The 20,855-nt window shown below is 48.2% G+C and carries 22 protein-coding genes; 19 read left to right on the top strand and 3 right to left on the bottom strand.

Annotation, left to right across the window (positions count from 1 at the left end):
• Window positions 1-26: 26 nt before the first annotated feature.
• Genes qoxB through qoxD form a run of 3 tightly spaced genes read left to right on the top strand, consistent with a single transcriptional unit; the run spans window position 27 to window position 2,975 of the window.
• A complete protein-coding gene (qoxB, locus tag SB847_RS14795; protein WP_007614578.1) occupies window positions 27-1,976 on the top strand; it encodes a cytochrome aa3 quinol oxidase subunit I in 1,950 nt (649 codons plus the stop codon).
• Window positions 1,977-1,990: 14 nt separating this feature from the next.
• Window positions 1,991-2,605, top strand: a complete 615-nt coding sequence (qoxC, locus tag SB847_RS14790; RefSeq protein WP_003150930.1) for a cytochrome aa3 quinol oxidase subunit III — start codon at window positions 1,991-1,993, stop codon at window positions 2,603-2,605.
• Window position 2,606: 1 nt separating this feature from the next.
• A complete protein-coding gene (gene qoxD, locus SB847_RS14785; RefSeq protein ID WP_014419185.1) occupies window positions 2,607-2,975 on the top strand; it encodes a cytochrome aa3 quinol oxidase subunit IV in 369 nt (122 codons plus the stop codon).
• 43 nt (window positions 2,976-3,018) lie between these two features.
• On the opposite strand, the gene ywcE is transcribed toward qoxD, so the two are convergent.
• Window positions 3,019-3,279, bottom strand: coding sequence for a spore morphogenesis/germination protein YwcE (ywcE, locus tag SB847_RS14780; RefSeq protein ID WP_003150937.1), 261 nt, complete (start codon window positions 3,277-3,279; stop codon window positions 3,019-3,021).
• A 292-nt stretch (window positions 3,280-3,571) separates the two neighbouring features.
• Between ywcE and SB847_RS14775 the strand changes: the two genes are divergently transcribed.
• The 4 genes from SB847_RS14775 to SB847_RS14760 all read left to right on the top strand — a co-directional run bounded on the left by SB847_RS14775 (window position 3,572) and on the right by SB847_RS14760 (window position 7,424).
• Window positions 3,572-4,018, top strand: coding sequence for a GNAT family N-acetyltransferase (locus SB847_RS14775; protein WP_105937168.1), 447 nt, complete (start codon window positions 3,572-3,574; stop codon window positions 4,016-4,018).
• Between the two features lie 201 nt (window positions 4,019-4,219).
• On the top strand, window positions 4,220-5,407 hold the full coding sequence (locus SB847_RS14770; RefSeq protein WP_007407709.1) for an FtsW/RodA/SpoVE family cell cycle protein: 1,188 nt from the start codon (window positions 4,220-4,222) through the stop codon (window positions 5,405-5,407).
• A gap of 102 nt (window positions 5,408-5,509) precedes the next feature.
• A complete protein-coding gene (gene nfsA / locus SB847_RS14765) occupies window positions 5,510-6,259 on the top strand; it encodes an oxygen-insensitive NADPH nitroreductase (protein ID WP_007407708.1) in 750 nt (249 codons plus the stop codon).
• A gap of 163 nt (window positions 6,260-6,422) precedes the next feature.
• Entirely contained in the window at window positions 6,423-7,424 is a 1,002-nt protein-coding gene (locus SB847_RS14760) for an LLM class flavin-dependent oxidoreductase (RefSeq protein ID WP_342019173.1), read from the top strand.
• Between the two features lie 41 nt (window positions 7,425-7,465).
• Here SB847_RS14760 and SB847_RS14755 read toward each other — a convergent pair whose 3' ends face one another.
• On the bottom strand, window positions 7,466-9,877 hold the full coding sequence (locus SB847_RS14755; RefSeq protein ID WP_410564116.1) for a S8 family peptidase: 2,412 nt from the start codon (window positions 9,875-9,877) through the stop codon (window positions 7,466-7,468).
• A gap of 526 nt (window positions 9,878-10,403) precedes the next feature.
• Between SB847_RS14755 and SB847_RS14750 the strand changes: the two genes are divergently transcribed.
• The 5 genes from SB847_RS14750 (at window position 10,404) to SB847_RS14730 (ending at window position 14,949) form a co-directional block, all read left to right on the top strand.
• Entirely contained in the window at window positions 10,404-10,718 is a 315-nt protein-coding gene (locus SB847_RS14750; RefSeq protein WP_029325747.1) for a hypothetical protein, read from the top strand.
• A 23-nt stretch (window positions 10,719-10,741) separates the two neighbouring features.
• Entirely contained in the window at window positions 10,742-11,572 is an 831-nt protein-coding gene (locus tag SB847_RS14745; protein WP_007407705.1) for a PRD domain-containing protein, read from the top strand.
• 219 nt (window positions 11,573-11,791) lie between these two features.
• The gene (locus tag SB847_RS14740; RefSeq protein WP_007614557.1) at window positions 11,792-13,174 is read left to right on the top strand and encodes a sucrose-specific PTS transporter subunit IIBC; all 1,383 of its coding nucleotides are present in this window, start codon (window positions 11,792-11,794) and stop codon (window positions 13,172-13,174) included.
• Window positions 13,171-14,610: a sucrose-6-phosphate hydrolase gene (locus tag SB847_RS14735; RefSeq protein WP_410564111.1), complete on the top strand. Its 1,440-nt coding sequence runs from the start codon at window positions 13,171-13,173 to the stop codon at window positions 14,608-14,610. Before SB847_RS14740 ends, SB847_RS14735 begins: the two co-directional genes overlap by 4 nt.
• 63 nt (window positions 14,611-14,673) lie before the next feature.
• On the top strand, window positions 14,674-14,949 hold the full coding sequence (locus SB847_RS14730) for a hypothetical protein (protein ID WP_042635591.1): 276 nt from the start codon (window positions 14,674-14,676) through the stop codon (window positions 14,947-14,949).
• Between the two features lie 30 nt (window positions 14,950-14,979).
• On the opposite strand, the gene SB847_RS14725 is transcribed toward SB847_RS14730, so the two are convergent.
• On the bottom strand, window positions 14,980-15,792 hold the full coding sequence (locus SB847_RS14725; protein WP_003150959.1) for a bifunctional hydroxymethylpyrimidine kinase/phosphomethylpyrimidine kinase: 813 nt from the start codon (window positions 15,790-15,792) through the stop codon (window positions 14,980-14,982).
• A gap of 149 nt (window positions 15,793-15,941) precedes the next feature.
• Here SB847_RS14725 and SB847_RS14720 point away from each other — a divergent pair, with 149 nt between their 5' ends.
• The 7 genes from SB847_RS14720 to SB847_RS14690 all read left to right on the top strand — a co-directional run bounded on the left by SB847_RS14720 (window position 15,942) and on the right by SB847_RS14690 (window position 20,828).
• On the top strand, window positions 15,942-16,280 hold the full coding sequence (locus SB847_RS14720; protein WP_410564107.1) for a PadR family transcriptional regulator: 339 nt from the start codon (window positions 15,942-15,944) through the stop codon (window positions 16,278-16,280).
• Entirely contained in the window at window positions 16,273-16,851 is a 579-nt protein-coding gene (locus SB847_RS14715) for a permease prefix domain 1-containing protein (protein WP_044802430.1), read from the top strand. Before SB847_RS14720 ends, SB847_RS14715 begins: the two co-directional genes overlap by 8 nt.
• Window positions 16,852-16,895: 44 nt before the next feature.
• Complete coding sequence (locus SB847_RS14710) at window positions 16,896-17,423, top strand: hypothetical protein (protein ID WP_410564105.1); 528 nt, start codon at window positions 16,896-16,898, stop codon at window positions 17,421-17,423.
• A gap of 84 nt (window positions 17,424-17,507) precedes the next feature.
• Complete coding sequence (locus SB847_RS14705; RefSeq protein WP_410577965.1) at window positions 17,508-18,311, top strand: glycosyltransferase family 2 protein; 804 nt, start codon at window positions 17,508-17,510, stop codon at window positions 18,309-18,311.
• A gap of 14 nt (window positions 18,312-18,325) precedes the next feature.
• Window positions 18,326-19,009: a uracil-DNA glycosylase gene (locus SB847_RS14700; RefSeq protein ID WP_410577963.1), complete on the top strand. Its 684-nt coding sequence runs from the start codon at window positions 18,326-18,328 to the stop codon at window positions 19,007-19,009.
• A gap of 58 nt (window positions 19,010-19,067) precedes the next feature.
• Window positions 19,068-19,490 (top strand): YwdI family protein, encoded by a 423-nt coding sequence (locus tag SB847_RS14695; RefSeq protein WP_015387535.1) that lies wholly within the window; start codon window positions 19,068-19,070, stop codon window positions 19,488-19,490.
• An 18-nt stretch (window positions 19,491-19,508) separates the two neighbouring features.
• Window positions 19,509-20,828 (top strand): purine/pyrimidine permease, encoded by a 1,320-nt coding sequence (locus tag SB847_RS14690; protein WP_021494757.1) that lies wholly within the window; start codon window positions 19,509-19,511, stop codon window positions 20,826-20,828.
• The last annotated feature ends 27 nt before the right edge of the window (window positions 20,829-20,855 follow it).

Below are 20,855 nucleotides of genomic sequence, written 5' to 3'. Positions count from 1 at the left end.
ATTGAACAAGAAAGGAGGAAGCCCGAATGAAATTGAGATGGGATGAATTTTTTGTAACAGGTGACCCATTAATTCTGGGCGCACAAGTTTCCATTGCGCTTTCCACTATTGCTATCATCGTTGTACTCACATACTTCAAAAAGTGGAAGTGGCTCTGGTCTGAATGGCTTACGTCTGTAGACCATAAGAAACTTGGAATCATGTACATTATCTCTGCTGTTATCATGCTGTTCCGCGGCGGGGTCGACGGCTTGATGATGCGCGCCCAGTTAGCGCTTCCTAATAACAGTTTTTTAGACTCAAACCACTATAATGAGATCTTTACGACTCACGGTACGATCATGATTATCTTCATGGCGATGCCGTTTTTAATCGGTCTGATCAACGTTGTCGTACCTTTGCAGATCGGTGCGCGCGACGTAGCATTCCCTTACTTGAACAACCTGAGTTTCTGGACGTTCTTCGTAGGTGCGATGCTTTTCAATATTTCTTTCGTTATCGGAGGTTCTCCGAACGCAGGCTGGACGAGTTACATGCCGCTGGCAAGCAACGACATGAGTCCCGGGCCTGGTGAGAACTTCTACCTGCTCGGTCTTCAGATTGCCGGTATCGGTACGCTGATGACGGGTATCAACTTTATGGTGACGATCCTGAAAATGCGTACGAAAGGCATGACGCTGATGCGTATGCCGATGTTCACATGGACGACGCTGATTACAATGGTTATTATCGTATTCGCCTTCCCTGTTTTGACAGTGGCATTGGCGCTGTTATCATTTGACCGTTTGTTCGGCGCTCACTTTTTCACGCTGGAAGCCGGCGGTATGCCGATGCTTTGGGCTAACTTGTTCTGGATTTGGGGACACCCTGAAGTATATATCGTTATCTTACCGGCATTCGGTATTTTCTCTGAAATTATTTCAGCGTTTGCAAGAAAGCAGTTATTCGGTTACAAAGCGATGGTCGGCTCAATTATCGCCATTTCCGTCCTGAGTTTCCTTGTATGGACTCACCACTTCTTCACAATGGGGAACAGTGCGTCCGTTAACTCTTTCTTCTCGATTACAACGATGGCGATTTCGGTTCCGACCGGGGTTAAAATCTTTAACTGGCTCTTTACGATGTATAAAGGCCGGATCAGTTTTACAACACCGATGCTGTGGGCGCTCGCGTTTATCCCGAACTTCGTTGTCGGCGGGGTAACAGGGGTTATGCTTGCGATGGCTGCAGCGGATTATCAATACCATAATACGTACTTCCTCGTATCTCACTTCCACTATGTGCTGATCGCGGGTACGGTATTTGCATGTTTCGCAGGATTTATTTTCTGGTATCCGAAAATGTTCGGCCACAAGCTGAACGAAAGAATCGGAAAATGGTTCTTCTGGATCTTTATGATCGGATTTAATGTATGTTTCTTCCCTCAATACTTCTTGGGGCTGCAAGGTATGCCTCGCCGTATTTACACTTACGGACCGAATGACGGATGGACTGCATTGAACTTTATTTCAACTGTCGGAGCCTTCATGATGGGTGTCGGATTCTTAATCCTTTGCTACAACATCTACTACAGCTTCCGCTACTCTACTCGCGAGATCAGCGGAGATTCATGGGGCGTGGGACGTACGCTTGAGTGGGCGACTTCATCTGCGATACCGCCGCATTACAACTTTGCGGTGCTTCCTGAAGTGAAATCTCAAGATGCGTTACTGCAATTGAAAGAAGACAAAACGGATATTCATCCGGAAAGCAAGTTCAAGAAAATCCATATGCCGCACAACTCCGGAAGACCGCTTATTATGTCAGTGGCGTTCGGTATTGCAGGCTTCGGACTTGTATTTGAATGGTTCTGGATGGGCATTGTCGGCTTGATCGGCATTCTGCTTTGCATGGTGCTTCGTTCATTTGAATATGACAATGGCTACTATATACCTGTTGAAGAAATAAAAGAGACGGAAAGAAAGATTTCCGAATAAAGGAGGCGTGATTTATGGAACATGCAGAACACGGCAATTCTAACGCGCCTATGGAATATCAATCTGAAACCGGCAGACTCAATATTCTCGGGTTTTGGATCTTTTTAGGGGCAGAGATTGTGTTGTTCTCAACACTATTTGCAACCTTCTTCGTTCTTCAAAGAAGAACAGCAGGAGGAGTCTTACCGGCTGAATTATTTGAAGTGAAGCTTGTCATGATCATGACATTCCTGCTTCTGATCAGCAGTTTCACCTGCGGGATCGCTGTTCATGAAATGCGTCGCGGAAGTTTAAAAGGCGTCGTCATTTGGACGATCATTACGCTTCTTCTCGGCGCGGGCTTCGTCGGATGTGAGCTTAACGAGTTCATCCACTATGTACATGAAGGAGCATCTCTCGGTACAAGTGCTTTCTGGTCTGGATTCTTCGTCCTTCTGGGAACGCACGGAACGCACGTAACGATCGGTATCTTCTGGATTGCCGGCATCTTACTGCAATTGAAGAAACGCGGATTAACGCCGCAGACGTCTTCAAAAATCTTTATCTCAAGTTTATACTGGCACTTCTTAGACGTTGTTTGGATCTTCATCTTTACAGGCGTCTATCTCATCGGATTGGGGGGACTATAATATGGCAAACAAATCTGCTGAACACAGCCACTTTCCGTGGAAGCATATCGTAGGTTTTGCGTTGTCTATTATTCTGACCCTGCTGGCCCTTTGGGTTGCAGTATATACGGAATTAAGCCCATCAGCAAAACTCTGGATCATTTTCGGATTCGCATTTATCCAAGCCGGTCTTCAGCTTCTCATGTTCATGCACATGACAGAAAGCGAAAACGGCGGAATTCAAGTCGGAAACACGCTCTTCGGATTTTTCGGAGCGATTGTTATCATCCTTGGTTCCATCTGGATCTTTGCGGCGCACTACCATCACGGTGACCATATGGATGGAAACCCTCCTGGCGGTGCGAAGCAACATTCCGAACATCAGGAATAAAAAAAAACCCTCTTCGTTCAGGCGAAGAGGGTTTTTTGTGCCTTTATTGGCTTCTTCTCCGGCGCAGGCGCGGAAGGCCGTAAATGATAAAGGCGGCGATATGGGCAACGATGACGTTGACGGCAAACAGGATGATCATGAGTGTGTGGCCGAGAGGGGATAGGCTGCTGGTTGCGTAAAAGTAGAAGAAAACCCACATGAGAATAATTGGCGGTATGGCCGAAAGAGCGACTTTTTTGTTATCCAGCCAGATAAAGAGGGGTGTTGCGCTTGCGACCAGTAAATAAGCAAAAAACATGTCCATCTTACATGTCTCCTTTCACTTTATGGGAGCGTTTCCAAAATGAAATACAGAGAATGAAATGTGTCTGTTTTGTGGTCGTTTTTTGAACATTTTGTTACAATTATTATACCATGTTTTCCAATTTTTGATACCGCTTTTTCGAGAAATGTATTGCAACTATTGCCTCATTTTTGGATAGGTACAAGAAACCGGAAAGGCCAAATACCCTGTCACAATTCCGGACAATGGAATGGCGCAGGCTGTGAACCTTTGCTATGGTCAAAGAAAATATGCACAGCAAGGGTGGTTTGAAGTGGACGTAAGGAAAGAAGATGTCACAGCGCCGGATGTCATTGCGCTTTTGCAGGATCATCTGAAGAGCATGACCATGCATTCTCCTCCGGAAAGTATACACGCGCTCAATGCGGACCGGCTGCGTCAGCCTGACGTTACGTTTTGGAGTGTGAGGGAAAACGGCGTCCTGCTCGGCTGCGGCGCCTTAAAGGAGTTAAACAGCCTGCACGGTGAGATCAAATCAATGAAAACCTCTCCGCATCATGTCAGAAAAGGCGCAGCCAACCGGATCCTCCGCCATATGCTTGAAGAAGCATATCAGCGGATCAGCGTGGAAACCGGTTCTATGGAGGCTTTTCTCCCCGCCAGACGCCTGTATGAAAAAGCCGGGTTTCAATATTGTGATCCGTTTGCACATTATAAAGAGGACCCGAACAGCTTGTTCATGACGTTAAACATAAGCTGAAACCCCTTTTCTGACGAGAAGGGGTTTTTTATCGGAAAAGTTTCGTCATGACCGAAACATTTCCTTTTCTGACACGTCATATGTCGTGTAGTCCCCAAACCGTAAAAAATAAAAAGGAAGCAACCTCATCATGTTTTCTTGAACAGTGTTCATGTATAATAAACAATAGTGACTTCCGATGAAAATGTAAGGCGGGATAGAATGAGTCGATATAAGAAACAGCAAAATCCCTATTATCAGGGGGATTTGATTTTTATATTTGGTGTGTTTTTAATAATTAGTGTTGCGGCGATTTATGCGGCCGGACAGTTCGGGCAGTACGGAGGCAGTGCCTGGATGAAACAGATTGTCTTCTATGTTATAGGTGCGGGATTCATCGGATTATTGCTGTACTTTGATTTAGAGCAGCTTGAGAAACTGAGTCTGTACGTATTGATTGCCGGCGTGCTGTCGCTGCTCCTTTTGCGTGTGGCGCCGGAATCCATCGCGCCGATTAAAAACGGAGCGAAGAGCTGGTTTCAAATCGGAAACTTTACCCTCCAGCCCTCTGAGTTTACGAAAATAGGAATTATGATGATGGTCGCGTCCATTATATCGAAGGCGGGCCCGAAGGATCAAAGGTCGCTTCGGGAAGATGTGAATCTGCTTTTGAAAATTGCGGCATGGACGGTTATTCCGATCGGGATGATCGTCTTGCAGGATGCCGGAACGGGTGCGATCTGTCTGTTTATCGTTATGGTGATGGTGTTTATGTCAGGTGTAAACTGGAAGCTGATCACCATCATCGGCGGTTCGGCCGCGCTCGTGCTTGGCCTTTTCTTAGTTCTCGTGATTGAATTTCCCCATGTGGCGAATTCAATCGGCATTGCGGATTATCAAATTAACCGGATTACATCGTGGATGTCTGACTCCAGTGCGGCAACGACTCAGGCAGAGAGCGATAAAAGCTGGCAGGTGGATCAGGCCGTTATGGCGATCGGATCGGGCGGCATTACCGGAAACGGCGTTCATAATCTGAAGGTGTACGTACCTGAGGGGCAGACCGACTTTATCTTTGCGATTTTGGGTGAAAGTTTTGGATTTTTAGGCTGCGCCATTGCGGTCGTCATGTTTTTCTTTTTAATTTACAGGCTTGTGGTGCTGATTGACCGCTTGCATGCGTTTAACCGGTTTGGCGCGTTTTTTTGCGTAGGATTTACTGCACTTATCGTGATTCACACCTTCCAGAACATCGGGATGAATATCGGCATTATGCCGGTTACCGGTATTCCGCTGCTGTTTGTCAGCTATGGGGGGAGCTCGGTGCTTTCTACATTAATCAGCTTCGGGATCGTATATAATGCAAGTGTGCAGCTGACGAAATATAAAAGCTACTTGTTCAATTCTTAATGTGAGACGGCTCGTTTTTCGGGCTGTCTTTTTTTGTTTAGAGCATTTCGCTTTTGACATGATTCCCTTTCGGATATGATATAGAGAGAAGGAGGCTTTTATATGAACAATACCATCGAAACTATACTTAATCATCGGTCGATCCGATCATTTACTGACGAGCTTCTGACAGCAGAAGAGATAGATACATTAGTGAAAAGCGCCCAGGCGGCGTCAACGTCCAGTTACGTGCAGGCTTACTCCATCATCGGCGTAACCGATAAGGAGAAAAAGCGGAAGCTGGCGGCGCTGGCCGGAAACCAGCCTTACGTCGAAAATAACGGGCACTTGTTTGTGTTTTGCGCTGATTTGTACCGCCATAAAAAACTTGCTGAGGAAAAAGGCGAAAACATTACCGAGCTTCTTGAGAATACGGAAATGTTTATGGTCAGCGTCATTGATGCCGCACTTGCCGCACAAAATGTGAGTGTTGCCGCGGAATCAATGGGGCTTGGCATTTGTTATATCGGAGGCATTCGAAATGAACTTGATCAGGTGACGGAAGTGCTTGGTACACCTGACCATGTGCTGCCGCTGTTCGGCTTGGTAGTCGGTCATCCCGCTCATCCGTCCGGTCAAAAGCCGCGCCTGCCGAAACAAGCCGTATATCATGAAAACACATACGATACGAATGAAGAACACTTCCGCAGTTATATGAAGGAATATGATGAAACCATTTCCGCTTATTATGATAAACGGACAAACGGCAAGCGGGTTGAAACGTGGTCTGATCAAATCCTGCAGTTCATGAAACAAAAACCGAGAACCTATTTAAATCAATATGTAAAAGATAAAGGTTTTCAAAAGAATTAAGAAAAAACCTCTCCTGACCGGGAGAGGTTTTTTTATGTTTCACGTGTAACATATTTCGACAAAATGGAACAAGGTATATAAATCTTTATCATCAGGGATGCTTATAAGCATACAGAAAGAAAAAACGGCTTAGCAGTGGTACGATGTTGATGAGGTGACAGTGATGATTTCATTAAGTATATTGGATCAATCTCCTGTATCAGAAGGGAGTTCCGCGGAAAGTGCTCTGCGGAATACAGTAAGACTGGCGCAGGAGGCGGAAAAGCTCGGATATAAGAGGTTTTGGGTGTCAGAGCATCATTTTTCAGAGCGGTTGGCGGGTTCAAGCCCTGAAGTGCTGATCAGCCATATTGCGGCGAAAACGAATGAGATTCGTGTAGGCTCGGGCGGTGTCATGCTTCCGCATTACAGCGCATATAAGGTGGCGGAAAATTTCCGCGTGCTTGAAGGGTTGACGCCGGGCAGAATCGATCTCGGATTAGGGAGAGCGCCGGGCGGAATGCCGATCGCATCATGGGCGCTGAATGACGGCGGGAAGCGTAACGCTGATCAATATCCGCAGCAGCTTCGTGAGCTGGCGATGTATTTGCATGATGCAGCCGACGACAATCACCGTTTTCCGAATCTCACGGCATCACCCCTTATTAAGACGGCGCCGGAAGTCTGGCTTCTCGGTTCTTCGGGGGAAAGCGCGCTTCTGAGTGCAGAAATGGGAGCAGGCTATATGTTTGCTCACTTTATTAATGGAGAAGGCGGAGAAAGCACGACGGCACAATATAAGCGCAGATTTAAACCTTCTCTATTAGGTAAAGAACCAAAAACAGCCGTGGCGGTGTTTGTGCTGTGCGCGGACACGGAGGAGAAAGCGGAGGAACTCGCGGCCGTCATGGATTATACGCTGCTTGCAGGTGAACAGGGGATTCCGCTTCACGGCGTACCGTCTTACGAAACCGTCCGCGGCAATACGTATACACCGTATGAACAAAGACGAATTGCCGATAATCGGAATCGAATGATCATCGGAACGAAGCAGCAAGTGAAAGAACAGATTCTGGCTCTCAGTAAAGCATACGGAACAGAAGAAGTGATGGCTGTAACCATTACTCATCATTTTGAAGATAAACTTCAGTCATACCGCCTGCTTCGAGAAGCTTTTGCCGATTAATCAGAAAGAAACCCTGCTGATGCTCCAGCAGGGTTGTTCGGTTATTCAATGATAAAAGGTTTTTCAGTCAGCACCTGGCTTGATTTCCCTTTGTTCGCGGCATAGGCCAGCATATAATATTCTCCTGCCAGCAGTGCGGTGTCACCATTGACTTTGCCGTTCCAGTCGAAATATTGATAGCCTTTATCCTGCTTTTTGTAGATGCCGGCTTGGCCGACAAAGTCAAGATTGCTGTCATATACAAGGAAAGCAAGCTCTTCGGCTCCCGCCGGAAGATAGGTTTCAATTTGGTAGGTTCCCTGCGTTGTGCCGTCCTGCACGTCGATTGACGTCACGCGCGGATAGTCCGGCTCTTTTACAATCAGCAGCGTCGGCACTTTTGCGACTGTTTTTCCGCCTTCACGCACTGTGACGGTTCCCTCATAGGTGCCTGCCTTTACTTTTTTGGCATTGACCTTTACTTTCGCATTGACCTTTCCGGTTTGATGAGCGGGGATCACGACCCGGTCTGTGCCCGAAACGGTAATGCCCGTGCCGTTGAAAGAGTACTCGAGCTGATATGATTTTCTGATGGACGATTGGTTTTCAATCGTAAAGGTTTCTTTTTTCGTTTCATTGCCTTTGTCTTTCATAAACGTTCCGTAAGAATAACTTCCCGGGGCGACAAGAGAGTCTGCTTTGATTGCCTTCATGATTCTGATGCTTCCGGCGCCTTGCGCATTATGCGGGTATACGTCACCGTCCGCGTCCGTTAAGGTTTCCGCCGTGTTCATGAGAGCGGCTTTTATTTGTTCCGGGCTCCATTTCGGTTTGGCCTGCTTGATGACGGCAGCTGCGCCGGCTACATGCGGGGAAGCCATGCTCGTTCCCTGCTTCGATCCGTAGCCGTACGGGTCGGCCGGATCATGGGTCGGAATAGTACTGACGATATTTACGCCGGGAGCGGAGACGTCAGGTTTAATCATCCACGTGTCCATAACCGGACCGCGTGACGAAAAGTCTGCCATTTGTTCAGTGAGCGATTTAGCCACGGATAAATTGAAAGTCGCTTTTGTGCCGCCCGCTTTTAATTGGCTGACGAGTTTTTCGCCGTCTTCTGATGAAAGCTTAATCGTCGGCACGGACATGCCCGGTACGTTGGCTTCAATTTCTCCCGGGGCATTGTTATACACAACCATACCGATCGCGCCCGCTTTTTTGGCGTTGTCGGCTTTATCCACAAAGGCGATGCTGCCCCGTTTGACGACCGCGACTTTTCCTTTCAGATCTTTGCCTTCAAAATCCTTTTGCTCGCCGATACCCGCCTCTATGAGCTCTGTTTCTTTTTTATTCAGTGCTTTTATGTCATCTTCTTTGTTGTAGCCCATTACTTTCGCTGAGGAATAGGAACCGAAGGAGACGGCGTACTCGTTCAGCGGCAGCTGGGTCGCTCCGACGGAGATCGCTTCTCTGGACGTTCCCGGAGAGCCGACGGTCCAATTGTTCGGCCCGCTGTTTCCGTTTGATGTAACGGCCGTGACGCCTTCTGACATCGCCCAGTCAAGCGCCGTGCTTGTCGCCCAGTCTGGGTTATTCACAGAATTGCCAAGAGAAAGGTTCATGACATCCGCTCCGTCCTGTACCGCGCGTTCGATGCCGGCGATGACGTTCTCCGTTGTTCCGCTTCCGCCCGGACCGAGCACACGGTAGGCAAGGAGTGTAGCATCCGGCGCGACGCCTTTAATCGTTCCGTTTGCCGCTACCGTGCCCGCGACATGGGTTCCGTGGTCAGTCGACGCGCCTCTCGGATCACCGGACGGCGTTTCTTCAGGATCGTAGTCGTTATCCACAAAATCGTATCCTTTATATTGTCCGAAATTTTTCTTTAAGTCAGGGTGTTTATATTCGACACCGGTGTCAATAATGGCAACCTTGACGCCTTTACCCGTATAGCCGAGCTTCCACGCGTCATTTGCCCCTATATAAGGCGCGCTGTCATCCATCTGCGGAGACACGGCATCTTTAGATAGGGTGATGTCTTTATCTTTGAGCTGATCGGTATGATAGGTGACATTCGGATAAACCGCTTTGACATCCTGATCACTCAGCAGTTTGGGGATTTCATTTGCCGGGAGTTTCATGGAGAAGCCGGAAAACACTTGCTCATATTCCCTGTTGATTTTTCCGTGTTTAACGGTTTTGAGCGCTTTCTTTTTCACTTTTGTGCGTTCGCTTTTCAGCTTGCTTTTTGTCTGTGCTTTGCCGAGTTCCTTTGCTTCCGCCAGTGACTTTTCCTTCAGCTCCACGATGACTGTCGTTTGTTTGCCGGTGGTCATATCAATGTCACCGAACACCTCAGCCTTCTCAAGATCAGGAGTTTGCGGTTTTGAAGCCGGAGCAGCCTGTGAACTTGTGGATAAGGTAAAGGATAAGACAAAAGCCGGAAGCAGATAACGGATGATTCCTTTTTTCAATCGTGTTTCCCCCTTTTTTCTTTATCTAAATTAGAAATCTAGTATATATTTCTTGAAAATTCAAAATAATCCTTGTGACATATGACTCATTTATGGAAATTGGTCTGTGAATAAGGAGGGAGTTATACACAGAATCCTGTGCATAACTGAATAAATTTGTGTATATATATTGTTGGGAACGAATGTTCCTATACAAAATATAGACCAAGTTTGTGGATATGTGGATATACCCTGTGTTTAAGCTGTGCTTAACCAAGGGATAAAGTGTGTATAACTTTTTTTATCGGCTTTTCCATTTTTCAGGTCATTTCCATCAGCTTTCAACAAAACTTCTGAAAACTAGTTTGTTTTTTCACTCATATTGTGACAAACAATTCGACCGGCCGCGTCTATCATAGAGTCATAGGGTTGCTAGACCCGCTAGTTTTTAGCGGAGAAGGATCGGCCGCCTTTTCCGTTAAAGCGGAGAGAAAAACAGGCCTGCGAACAAGCTGTCTGTCAAAAAGAAGCGGAGGGATGATTTGCAATGAAACGTTTGCTAGTATCTTTACGGGTGTGGATGGTCTTTCTGATGAACTGGATGGCGCCGGGTAACGGAAGATATCCATTAGCCGCCGTGTACGGAAACCAAGCGGCTTATCATAAGAAAGCGAACCGGACGGCTGGGGCTTTTTCGTTTGTGAGCCGTGTCCGATCGGCGGATTTGACCGATGAAACGAAATCGGCCAGCGGCAGGCTGGATAAAAACCGATGGATGCCTGTCCGCAAAGAATTGCCGAAACGGGAGCGCGCGGGTCCGACACCTTTACATCATATGAAAAAGAGGGTACAATCCCACTAAACATAAGAACGGGAGCGAACCTCTTGAGAATAGACAAAGTATTAAATAACAATGCGGCGTTAATAAAAGAAGACGGACGGGAGAAGATCGTAATGGGTCCCGGAATCGCTTTTCAAAAGAGAAAAAATGATGTGATTCAAAAGCATAAAATTGAAAAAATATTTGTCGTGCACGACGAAAATGAAAAGTTCAAACAAGTGTTAGAAACGCTTCCCGAAGAGCATATAGAGGCGGCTGAAGATATCATCAGCCATGCGGAGGGAGAGCTTGCGGCACCTTTGAGCGATCACATCCACATTGCGCTGGCGGACCATTTATCCTTTGCGATCGAAAGGATTCAAAACGGCCTTCAGGTGCATAACCGATTGCTTCATGAAATTAAGGCGCTTTATAAAAAAGAATATGAGATCGGCCGCTGGGCGGTTGAACACGTGAAACAAACCCTCGGTATATCATTGCCTGATGATGAGGCGGGGTATATCGCGCTTCATATCCACACTGCCAAGGCGGATGCCAAAAGCATGTATTCGGCGATGAAGCATACAACCATGATCAAAGAAATGATCGAAAAGATCGAATCCTTTTTCGAACAGAAGGTGGATGAAGACAGTATTTCCTATCAGCGCCTCGTCACGCACTTGCGGTATGCGGTCAGCCGGTTGGACTCAAATGAAGCACTCCATTCCATGGACGAGGAGATGCTTTATTTCATCCAAAAAAAGTATCCGTTTGCTTATCGGTGTGCGCTTGAACTGGCGGCGTTTTTAAAAACTGAATATGATTTGGAACTGCCGGAATCCGAGGCCGGCTATATTACGCTGCATGTCCAGCGTCTGCAAAAAAACCCGGAATAACGCGTCTGTTTCGAGAAACAGACTTTTTTTATGAAAACATATTGACGAAAGCGCTGTCATGAAATAGAATGAAAGCGCATTAAAAAAACTGAATCCGGCGGGATTGTGACTGGTAATGCAGGCAAGACCTAAAATTTGCGTACATGAAAAAGGGATCATGCTGATCTTTTTCGTTGGCGAATTTTAGGTCTTTTTTGATTTTAGAAAGGGGGATACATAATGAATTATCAAGAAACGGCAAAACAGCTTATCAAACATATCGGAGGGGAATCAAATATCATCAGCGCGACACATTGCGCGACGCGGCTCAGGCTCGTCATTCAAGATGAACAGAAGATCAGCCAGGCCGGCATTGAAGAAATAGAAGGCGTAAAAGGGGCTTTCAGCAGCTCGGGGCAATATCAGATTATATTCGGCACCGGCCTCGTGAATAAAGTGTATGACGCTTTTTCAAAAGAAGCCGATTTGGGGCGGGAAGATCGTGAGACACATCAGGACGCAGCGAAAAAAAAGCTGAATCCGGCCGCAAGATTTGCGAAGACACTGTCTAACATATTCGTTCCCATCATTCCGGCTATCGTGGCAAGCGGACTTTTAATGGGGCTGCTCGGCATGATGAAGGCTTTTCACTGGGTGTCTGAACAATCATCGCTGTTTAAGCTTTTAGACATGTTTTCAAGCGCGGCGTTTATCTTCCTGCCCGTATTCATCGGGTTCAGCGCGGCGAAGGAATTTGGCGGTAATGCCTATCTCGGTGCCGTGCTCGGGGGAATTATGATCCATCCGGCGCTTTTGAATCCGTGGGGGCTTGCGGATGCATCGCCTGATTTTATGCAGCTCTTCGGCTTCGACATTGCGCTGCTCGGCTACCAAGGGACGGTCATCCCCGTACTGTTAGCCGTTTACATTATGAGCAAAGTGGAAAAGGGCACCAGAAAAATTGTGCCTCACGCATTCGATTTATTGGTCACGCCGTTTGTCACGGTGATTGTCACAGGATTTATTACCTTTATCGCAATCGGTCCGCTTGGCAGGGCGATCGGATCAGGCATTACCGTCTCGCTGACATATGTGTATGATCATGCGGGAATTGTTGCCGGACTGCTTTTCGGCGGTCTTTATCCGCTTATTGTGCTTACCGGTGTGCATCACAGCTTTCATGCGATTGAGGCCGGCCTCATCGCTGATTTGGGCAGAAACTATATCCTTCCTATCTGGTCGATGGCGAATGTCGCTCAGGGCGCGGCGGGACTGGCTGTATTTTTCCTGACGAAAAAAGCGAAAATGAAAGAAATCGCTCTGCCAGCCGCATTCTCCGCTTTTCTCGGCGTAACCGAACCAGTCATTTTCGGTGTGAACCTAAGGTACCGTAAGCCGTTTATCGCGGGAATGATCGGCGGAGCGCTGGGAGGAGCCTATGTCGTGGTGACCGGCGTCGCCGCCAATGCCTACGGTCTGACCGGAATTCCGATGATTGCCATCACGGCTCCGCTCGGTTTAGGAAATCTTATAAACTATCTGATCGGAATGGGCATCGCCTCTGTCTCGGCGTTTATTGCCGCTTACATTATGGGAGCTAAAGAAAAGGAGGCCGTCAAATGAGGACACCGGATCAAGAGCTGCGCCTGCAGGCTGAGGAAGCGAAAAAGAAGCGGGGAGAAACAGCCGCGTCAGATCCATACCGCCAGAACTATCATATTATGGCGCCGGTCGGGCTTTTAAATGATCCGAACGGCGTGATCCAATGGAACGGCGTATATCACTTGTTTTTTCAATGGCAGCCATTTCATACGGGGCATGGCGCGAAATTTTGGGCGCATGTGACGACGAAGGATTTCGTTGAGTGGAAAGAGGAAGAAATCGCGCTTGCGCCGGGTGAGTGGTATGACAAAAACGGCTGTTATTCCGGAAGCGCCATCGAAAAAGACGGGCGGCTCTGCCTGATGTACACAGGCAATGTCCGTGACGAAGAAGGCAATCGGGAAACGTATCAATGCCTCGCCGTATCCGAAGACGGGATCGTATTTGAAAAAAAAGGAGTCGTCGCGCGTCTCCCGGAAGGCTATACCGCTCATTTCCGTGATCCGAAGGTTTGGAAGAAAGACGGAGCGTATTACATGGTGCTCGGCGCGCAGACAGAAAAGCTCACCGGAAGCGCTGTATTGTTCACATCAGAGAACTTGACGGATTGGACGTTTCTCGGTGCGATTGCGGGGGCGGGCTCCGGCGGTCTCGGGTCATTCGGCTATATGTGGGAATGTCCCGACCTGTTTTCCCTTGACGGAACCGACGTGCTGCTCGTATGTCCGCAGGGGCTTGAAGCCGACGGGATAAAATATCATAACAGCCACCAGGCGGGCTATTTCCTCGGCAGGCTGCATACAGAGCCGCCAGAGTTTAAGCATGGTGAATTTACGGAGCTTGACAGAGGATTTGATTTTTATGCGGCGCAGACGCTGGAAGATGATAAGGGACGGAGAATTCTGTTCGCGTGGATGGGCGTTCCGGATCAGCATGAGGACAAACATCCGACACATGCGTATCACTGGGTTCACTGCTTAACGATGCCGAGACAGCTGTCACTGTCCAACGGCAGAATCATACAGCGCCCGCTCCCGGAAATGAAATCACGCCGCACGGATGAACAAAAGCGCCGTCTTCAATTGAATTGCTCGTCTGTAAGCCTCCCGGTGAAAGATGCGTCCCGGGCTGAAGTGCTGCTGGAAGACATCACTTGCGAATCCGGTTTTGAAATCTCAATTCGGGGCGCAGCCCGGTTTATATTTCATCAGGAAGAGGGGCTGGCTGTGCTGGAGCGCACAGCTTTCAGAGAAGAAGAAAAAGAAAAGAGAAGCTGCGCCATCAGCGAGGTGCATTCCGTGCAGCTCTTTGTGGATGCATCCTCCATCGAATTGTTTTTGAATGATGGAGAAGAGGTATTCAGCGCCAGATATTTTCCTTTCCCGGGAAATGATGACGTAACCGTCACTTCGGTAGGAAAAACGGAAATAAATGGCTCAATTTGGACACTTTTGTAGAAAATCGTTCTTTTTTCTTATGTGAAACCTATGCCATCTGTGCTATTCTTCAAACGAAAGCCTATGATTCCAGGAATAAAAGGAGTTGTTTTCTCAGTTTTGAAAAATCAGAAGATGACGCCGAAATGTTTACTTGTCAAAGCCGCAGAGCAAGTGGAAGATAAGCGGGAAGAATATAAAGAAGTATTGCTTCAGCTGAATCGCATGCTCAAGAGAGCTGAGCCGCACAATGAATGGAGTGATCGGCTGATGCATACATATGAACAGATGAAGGAATATGCGCTGTTTGTGCAGTCTATTGAGATGTTTTTGCGGTCATCCGCGAAAAAAATGAAATAATCCCCCTCGATCATGAGGGGGATATTTATTTTATTTTCCGCTAAGGCGCATCGCCGAATGTTTAGTCGGTCCGATGTATTGGTTCAGCGGGAAGGATTCTTTGATTGCCGCGGTGATAAATTCTTTTGCCGCATAGATGGCTTCCTTCACTTCAGCGCCTTTGGCCAGTTCTGCCGTCACGGCGGCGGAGAATGTGCATCCGGCTCCGTGCGTGTAAGGTGTATCAATCATTTCGCTTTCTAATACTTCCGCGGTTTCTCCGTCATACAGCACGTCGATCGCTTTTTCATGTTTCAATTTGCCTCCGCCTGTAATCAATACATATTTCGCGCCGAGTTCGTGAATTTTCTTGGCCGCTTCTTTCATGTCTTCCACTGTTTTTAATTCATCCATACCGCTCAGCTGGCTTGCTTCAAACAGGTTTGGCGTGATGACGGTTGCCAGAGGCGCCAATTGGGTGCGAAGCGCTTCGGCATGCTCCGGATACAGCACTTCGTTCGCTCCTTTGCAGACCATGACAGGATCGATAACGACATTCTTCAGCTGTTTTTCTTTAATCGTTTTCGCCGCAAGCTCTATGATCTCCACGGTAGGGAGCATTCCCGTTTTCATGGCGTCTACGCCGATTCCGTCAACAATCGTCGCCAGCTGTGCGCGAATCGTATCGGCATCGATCGGAAATACTTGATGATCCCAGCTGTTCTCCGGGTCCATCGCTACGATCACGGTCAAAGCCGTCATTCCGTATACGTTTTTTTCTTGAAATGTTTTTAAATCGGCCTGAATTCCCGCGCCGCCGCTGGAATCAGAACCGGCAATAGTAAGTGCTTTGTGCATTGACATATCAATGGCCTCCATCAGTGTTTTATATCTCATTATAGTTAGATTTTCTCCCGATCACAATACGGAAGGCTTGGAGGAATGATTTGACAGCCGCAGGGGATGTGCGTACAATACCTACATAAGATTACTAGGTAAGGGTGAGAAAATAAATGCTCAACAGGGAGCTTGTAAAGGGAAGCACGGTCATTCTGGTGCTGACGCTGCTGAATGAACGGCCCATGTACGGGTATGAACTTGTGAAAGAAATGGAGAATAGAAGCGGGAATGAACTGCAAATGAAGGAAGGCACGCTGTACCCATCGCTTCATAAGCTTGAACGCCAAAGCTATATTTCTTCTTACTGGGAAAAGCAGACCAAAGGGCCGGACCGAAAATATTACCGGATCACCGATGAAGGAAAGACCATTCTAGCCGAACGGACGAAGGAATGGAATCTGTTCTCTGCTCTGATGGACCGGATGCTGAAGCGGGGCGGGCAGAATGGATAAAGACCTTTATGTGCAGGAAATCAGAAAAGGGCTGGAAGGCAAGGCCGGAAGCCGTGAATTATTAAAGGAAATCGAAAGCCATATTCATCATGCCATTTGTGATCATCTGGAAAAAGGCAAAACCGAAAGCGAAGCGATGGCGCTTATTCTGCGGGAAGTGGGGACTCCGTCTGAGATTATCTCTGCTTTTCAAAAAGCTTCGGCGGTGCCCGCGCGGACTTTTATGCTCTTTTATCTGTTCTGCAACTGCGGTCTTTTTGTGATGGGGGCGATGATTACGATGATGCACGCGTGGCGGATTCATCCCGCTGTTGACGCGCTGTGGAAAGGGATTTCCGTGTCAGTATGGCTGATTATGATCAGTTATGTGCTGTATTGGTTCCAGACGGTATGGGCTTCAATGGTGCCGAATCTATGTTTTATGTTTGTCTTTTTGTTCAATCTGGTTCCGGCTGGGCTGTTTCCTTCGGCGGTCACACCGAGTTTTGCGGCAGTATGCGCCGTTGTGACGGTATGTTTTCCGTTTTGCGGCAAAATAGGTTTTTACGCAGGCAGGCAGAGGCTTGCCTGATCTTTTTCACTATATACATAGGTAATCTATATAGGGGTGTTGAAATGAGATTAGGTTCGTGGATGTACGGCGCGTGCGCCCAAATAGCCGTTACCGTATTTACCGTCTGCGGCTTGGTTCTTGCATTGCCCGTTGTGAGTCTTTTTATTATGGTTCTGAATGGGATGCAAGACGCTATATTTGTTGTTTTCAGTATTTTGCTTCTTCTATTGTTTTATGTACTGGGATGGATTTGGGCCGTTTCGTTTGCGCGTGAGTGGAAGGTGAAACTTTTCGAGCTGCAGATCAGTTCGCTCATTCCGCTGGCGGGTATATTATACTTGTACATTGACAGCGGGGTGAGTATACCGGAACTGATTCATGATTGGGATGAGGATGGATGTGCGCTTGTCCCGCCGGCTTTTGTCTGCTTGTGCACATGCTATGCGATGGTGTTGGTGCCTGTTTATCAATCAAAACTTTGGAACGCCATGGAGGCGGGCAGATTTAATGCCAAGGCGGTATGCACTGTTTGGGGAGACCTTCTGATCATTCTCGTTTTGCTGGCGGGTATGACCTGGATTTGTTTCTGAATGGGCCGAAATCAAAAATCCCCCCTGATCTCTCCGCCGCTTTATGTTTTAATAGAACATGAGAAAAAGCAGAAGGAGCGGGTCATGAATATATCAATTGTTATAGTCACGTATAACCGGATTCCGGCTTTGTGTGAGTTGCTGGAGTCGATTTCCATGCAGGCCATAAAGCCTTATGAAGTGATCATTGTAAATGATGCCGGGGAATCGGTCGAACAAGCGAAGCAGCTGTACAGCGATCTGCCGATTCAGATTATTGATTTAGAACAGAATGCCGGACATGTGGAAGCGCGGAACGCAGGTGTGAAAAAAGCGTCGGGTGATTATATCATGCTGTGCGATGATGATGATTTCATTACGCCGGGCCATTTGGAAAGAATGGCGGCTGCACTTGCTGATGCGGATTTTGTCCATTCTGACGCGGAAATTGTGTCATTTGAAGAACGGGGCGGCACGAGATACCCGGTGTCACGAAAGCCTTTCGCCTATACGGCGGATTATGCGGATATGCGGGTATTTTCCACGTACGTTCCGTCAGGAAGCATGTACAGGCGTTCTCTGCATGACACGTTAGGGTATTTTGATCCGGATGTCCATAATTATTGGGACTGGGACTTTTATTTGCGCGCCGCAAAACAGCACCGTGTGAAGCGTGTTCCTTGCGCGAGCGTCATATATGCGTTTTTTGAGGGAGGCGGCAATCAGTCCGCGGATCTCGGCGGCAAACGGAAGCGGTACTTAGACCGGTTAAGCGAAAAGCACGGGCTTGGGGAGCTCCCGACGAAAAACTTCGCGGTTCTTCTTGAAGAGCCGGACATGAAGAGGCGGGAGGCGCCGACTGACATTGTGTGGGACGGAAAGCCCGTCCATTCAAGACTGCACAGTTAAGGGGGACGGACAGTTTGAAACAGCTTTTAAAAGACAGCTGGTGGAATCAGCTGAAAGATGAATTTGACAAACCGTATTATCAAGAGCTGAGAGAAATGCTGAAACAAGAATACAGCAGCCAAACGATTTATCCTGACAGCCATGATATTTTTAACGCCTTGCATTATACGCCCTATGAGGATGTAAAAGCGGTCATTCTCGGACAGGACCCGTATCACGGGCCAGAACAGGCGCACGGGCTTAGTTTTTCCGTTCAGCCCGGGGTCAGACAGCCGCCGTCTTTGAAAAATATTTTCATAGAGCTTCAGGACGATATCGGCTGCTCCGTACCGAACCACGGATCGCTCGTCAGCTGGGCGAAGCAGGGAGTGCTTTTGTTAAACACAGTGCTTACGGTTCGCCGCGGTCAGGCCAACTCCCACAAAGGCAAGGGATGGGAGCGGCTCACTGACCGCATCATTGATGTGGTGAATGAAAGAGAGAAGCCGATTGTCTTTATCCTATGGGGGCGTCACGCGCAGATGAAAAAAGAGCGCATTGACACATCGAAACACATTATTATTGAATCGACTCATCCGAGCCCGTTTTCGGCAAGGAACGGCTTTTTCGGGAGCAGACCGTTTTCCCGTACAAACGCCGCCCTTGAAAAAATGGGGGAGCAGCCGATCGATTGGTGCATCCCCGACCTGCCGCAATAAACGTTTTTTTGAGGCGCTTCCGCCCGGCGGAAGCGTCTTTTTTGGCGTTCAGGGCGATATGCCGTCAGAAAAAATAACAAACTCAATTCTGCGATTCGCTCAGAAATTTGATAAAATGCAGGAAGAAGACAAATTACTGCTGGAGGATTTACTCATGAACATACATATCTCTGCTTTGATTCAGAAGATGGAAGAAGAACTGAGGCAGGCGAAAACGGCGACCCGCACCGAGGAGGTCAAAATGCACGCGGCCGCCATCCGCTCTCTGTGTGATGTCGTGCTCGGCACTCAGACGCACACCGCTCCGGCGCCTGTGCAGAATCCGATTCCGAAAGCGGCGCCGAAACCTTCCGCGTCTCCTTCGACAGACCCGCTGCTGCTTGAAAAAATGATGGGCAGCGCCGGGCTGAACCAATATCAGAAAAAAGCGAAAGACGAACGTGAGGAAGACGGAAACGGGGATTCCATTTTCGATTTTTAACAGGAGAGGTTGATTGACTTGAAACTGATACTCGGGGGTTTGCAATGGACGGCATTTATGATTGCGGCTGCGATTGTAGTTCCTGTCGCCATCGCACAATCATTTCACTTGAACCATGCCGATTCTGCCGCATTGATTCAGAGCACATTTTTTGTGCTTGGCGTCGCCGCGGTCATCCAATGTCTCCAGGGACATCGTCTGCCGATTAATGAAAGCCCGGCAGGCTTATGGTGGGGCGTATACACGATTTACGGCGGACTGACGGGCACGGTGTTTGCGACATTCGGCGAGACGCTGCGGGCGCTGCAGGGGGCGCTGTTATTAAGCGCTGTCTTTTTCTTTTTGTTCAGCCTTTTTAAAGTGATTGAACGGCTGGCCGTGCTGTTTACGCCGGTTGTGACTGGTGTGTATCTGCTGCTGTTGGTCATGCAGCTGAGTCAGCCGATTGTGAAAGGCCTTTTGGGCATCGGCTATTTAAAAAACAGCGTCGACGGCCTTGTATTCGGGCTCGCCATGGTTGTGACGGCGGCGATGTTCATCATGTCCCGATCGAATGTTACGTTCTTAAGACAGTATGCGATTCTCCTTTCGCTTGCCGGCGGATGGATCTTATTCGCCGTCTTCGGCGCTGCCAAACCGATTCAAATACCGGACCGCGTGATTCAGCTGCCGGCTCTTTTTCCGTTTGGAAAACCCGTGTTTGACAGCGGCCTGATCATTACGTCACTCTTCATTACCGTGCTTTTGATTGTCAACATGCTCGCGAGCATCCGGGTTGTAGAAGCGGCGGTGAAAAAATTCGGCGGCACCGTCGGGAAGCGGCGTGAGCGTCCGGCAGGGTTTGCGGCTTCGATCAGCCACCTTTTGAGCGGACTGTCGGGGGGTATTGCGCCTGTGCCGATTTCAGGGGCGGCCGGTTTTATTGAGACGACGAAGCTTCCTTCGAAAAAGCCGTTTCTTTTGGGAAGTGTATTTGTCATGATCATCAGTATGATCCCGCTATTTATGAATGCGTTCGCGAGTCTGCCCTCACCGGTCGGCTTTGCGGTAAACTTCGTCGTTTTCTCCACGATGGCGGGTCTTGCCTTTACAGAGTTTGACTCTTATGAGAAAGCGGAGCAAAAACGAATCCGCTCCATTATCGGTCTGGCGCTCCTGACGGGGGTCGGCGTAATGTTTGTGCCGGAGAGCGCGTTATCAGGGATGCACCCGATCCTGATTTCGCTCTTAAGCAACGGCCTTGTGCTAGGGACGCTGCTGGCGATAGCGATTGACCGAATCCAGCTTATCAAAAAGAAAAAATCCGACAATCTCGTGTCATCGGACGGCGGACGTTGAATTTTGCCGATGTTGGGTTATGATTGA

The sequence above is a fragment of the Bacillus sp. SIMBA_026 genome, assembly GCF_046535335.1.
In the GTDB taxonomy this organism is placed as follows: domain Bacteria; phylum Bacillota; class Bacilli; order Bacillales; family Bacillaceae; genus Bacillus; species Bacillus velezensis.
This window is presented reverse-complemented; position numbering and strand designations above follow the sequence as displayed.

Excerpts from the sequence above, each read along its gene's own strand:
- qoxB (WP_007614578.1), top strand. The coding sequence starts at position 27 with ATGAAATTGAGATGGGATGAATTTTTTGTAACAGGTGACCCATTAATT.
- qoxC (WP_003150930.1), top strand. The coding sequence starts at position 1,991 with ATGGAACATGCAGAACACGGCAATTCTAACGCGCCTATGGAATATCAA.
- qoxD (WP_014419185.1), top strand. The coding sequence starts at position 2,607 with ATGGCAAACAAATCTGCTGAACACAGCCACTTTCCGTGGAAGCATATC.
- ywcE (WP_003150937.1), bottom strand. The coding sequence starts at position 3,279 with ATGGACATGTTTTTTGCTTATTTACTGGTCGCAAGCGCAACACCCCTC.
- SB847_RS14770 (WP_007407709.1), top strand. The coding sequence starts at position 4,220 with ATGAGTCGATATAAGAAACAGCAAAATCCCTATTATCAGGGGGATTTG.
- nfsA (WP_007407708.1), top strand. The coding sequence starts at position 5,510 with ATGAACAATACCATCGAAACTATACTTAATCATCGGTCGATCCGATCA.
- SB847_RS14760 (WP_342019173.1), top strand. The coding sequence starts at position 6,423 with ATGATTTCATTAAGTATATTGGATCAATCTCCTGTATCAGAAGGGAGT.
- SB847_RS14750 (WP_029325747.1), top strand. The coding sequence starts at position 10,404 with ATGAAACGTTTGCTAGTATCTTTACGGGTGTGGATGGTCTTTCTGATG.
- SB847_RS14740 (WP_007614557.1), top strand. The coding sequence starts at position 11,792 with ATGAATTATCAAGAAACGGCAAAACAGCTTATCAAACATATCGGAGGG.
- SB847_RS14735 (WP_410564111.1), top strand. The coding sequence starts at position 13,171 with ATGAGGACACCGGATCAAGAGCTGCGCCTGCAGGCTGAGGAAGCGAAA.
- SB847_RS14730 (WP_042635591.1), top strand. The coding sequence starts at position 14,674 with ATGATTCCAGGAATAAAAGGAGTTGTTTTCTCAGTTTTGAAAAATCAG.
- SB847_RS14725 (WP_003150959.1), bottom strand. The coding sequence starts at position 15,792 with ATGTCAATGCACAAAGCACTTACTATTGCCGGTTCTGATTCCAGCGGC.
- SB847_RS14720 (WP_410564107.1), top strand. The coding sequence starts at position 15,942 with ATGCTCAACAGGGAGCTTGTAAAGGGAAGCACGGTCATTCTGGTGCTG.
- SB847_RS14715 (WP_044802430.1), top strand. The coding sequence starts at position 16,273 with ATGGATAAAGACCTTTATGTGCAGGAAATCAGAAAAGGGCTGGAAGGC.
- SB847_RS14710 (WP_410564105.1), top strand. The coding sequence starts at position 16,896 with ATGAGATTAGGTTCGTGGATGTACGGCGCGTGCGCCCAAATAGCCGTT.
- SB847_RS14705 (WP_410577965.1), top strand. The coding sequence starts at position 17,508 with ATGAATATATCAATTGTTATAGTCACGTATAACCGGATTCCGGCTTTG.
- SB847_RS14695 (WP_015387535.1), top strand. The coding sequence starts at position 19,068 with ATGCCGTCAGAAAAAATAACAAACTCAATTCTGCGATTCGCTCAGAAA.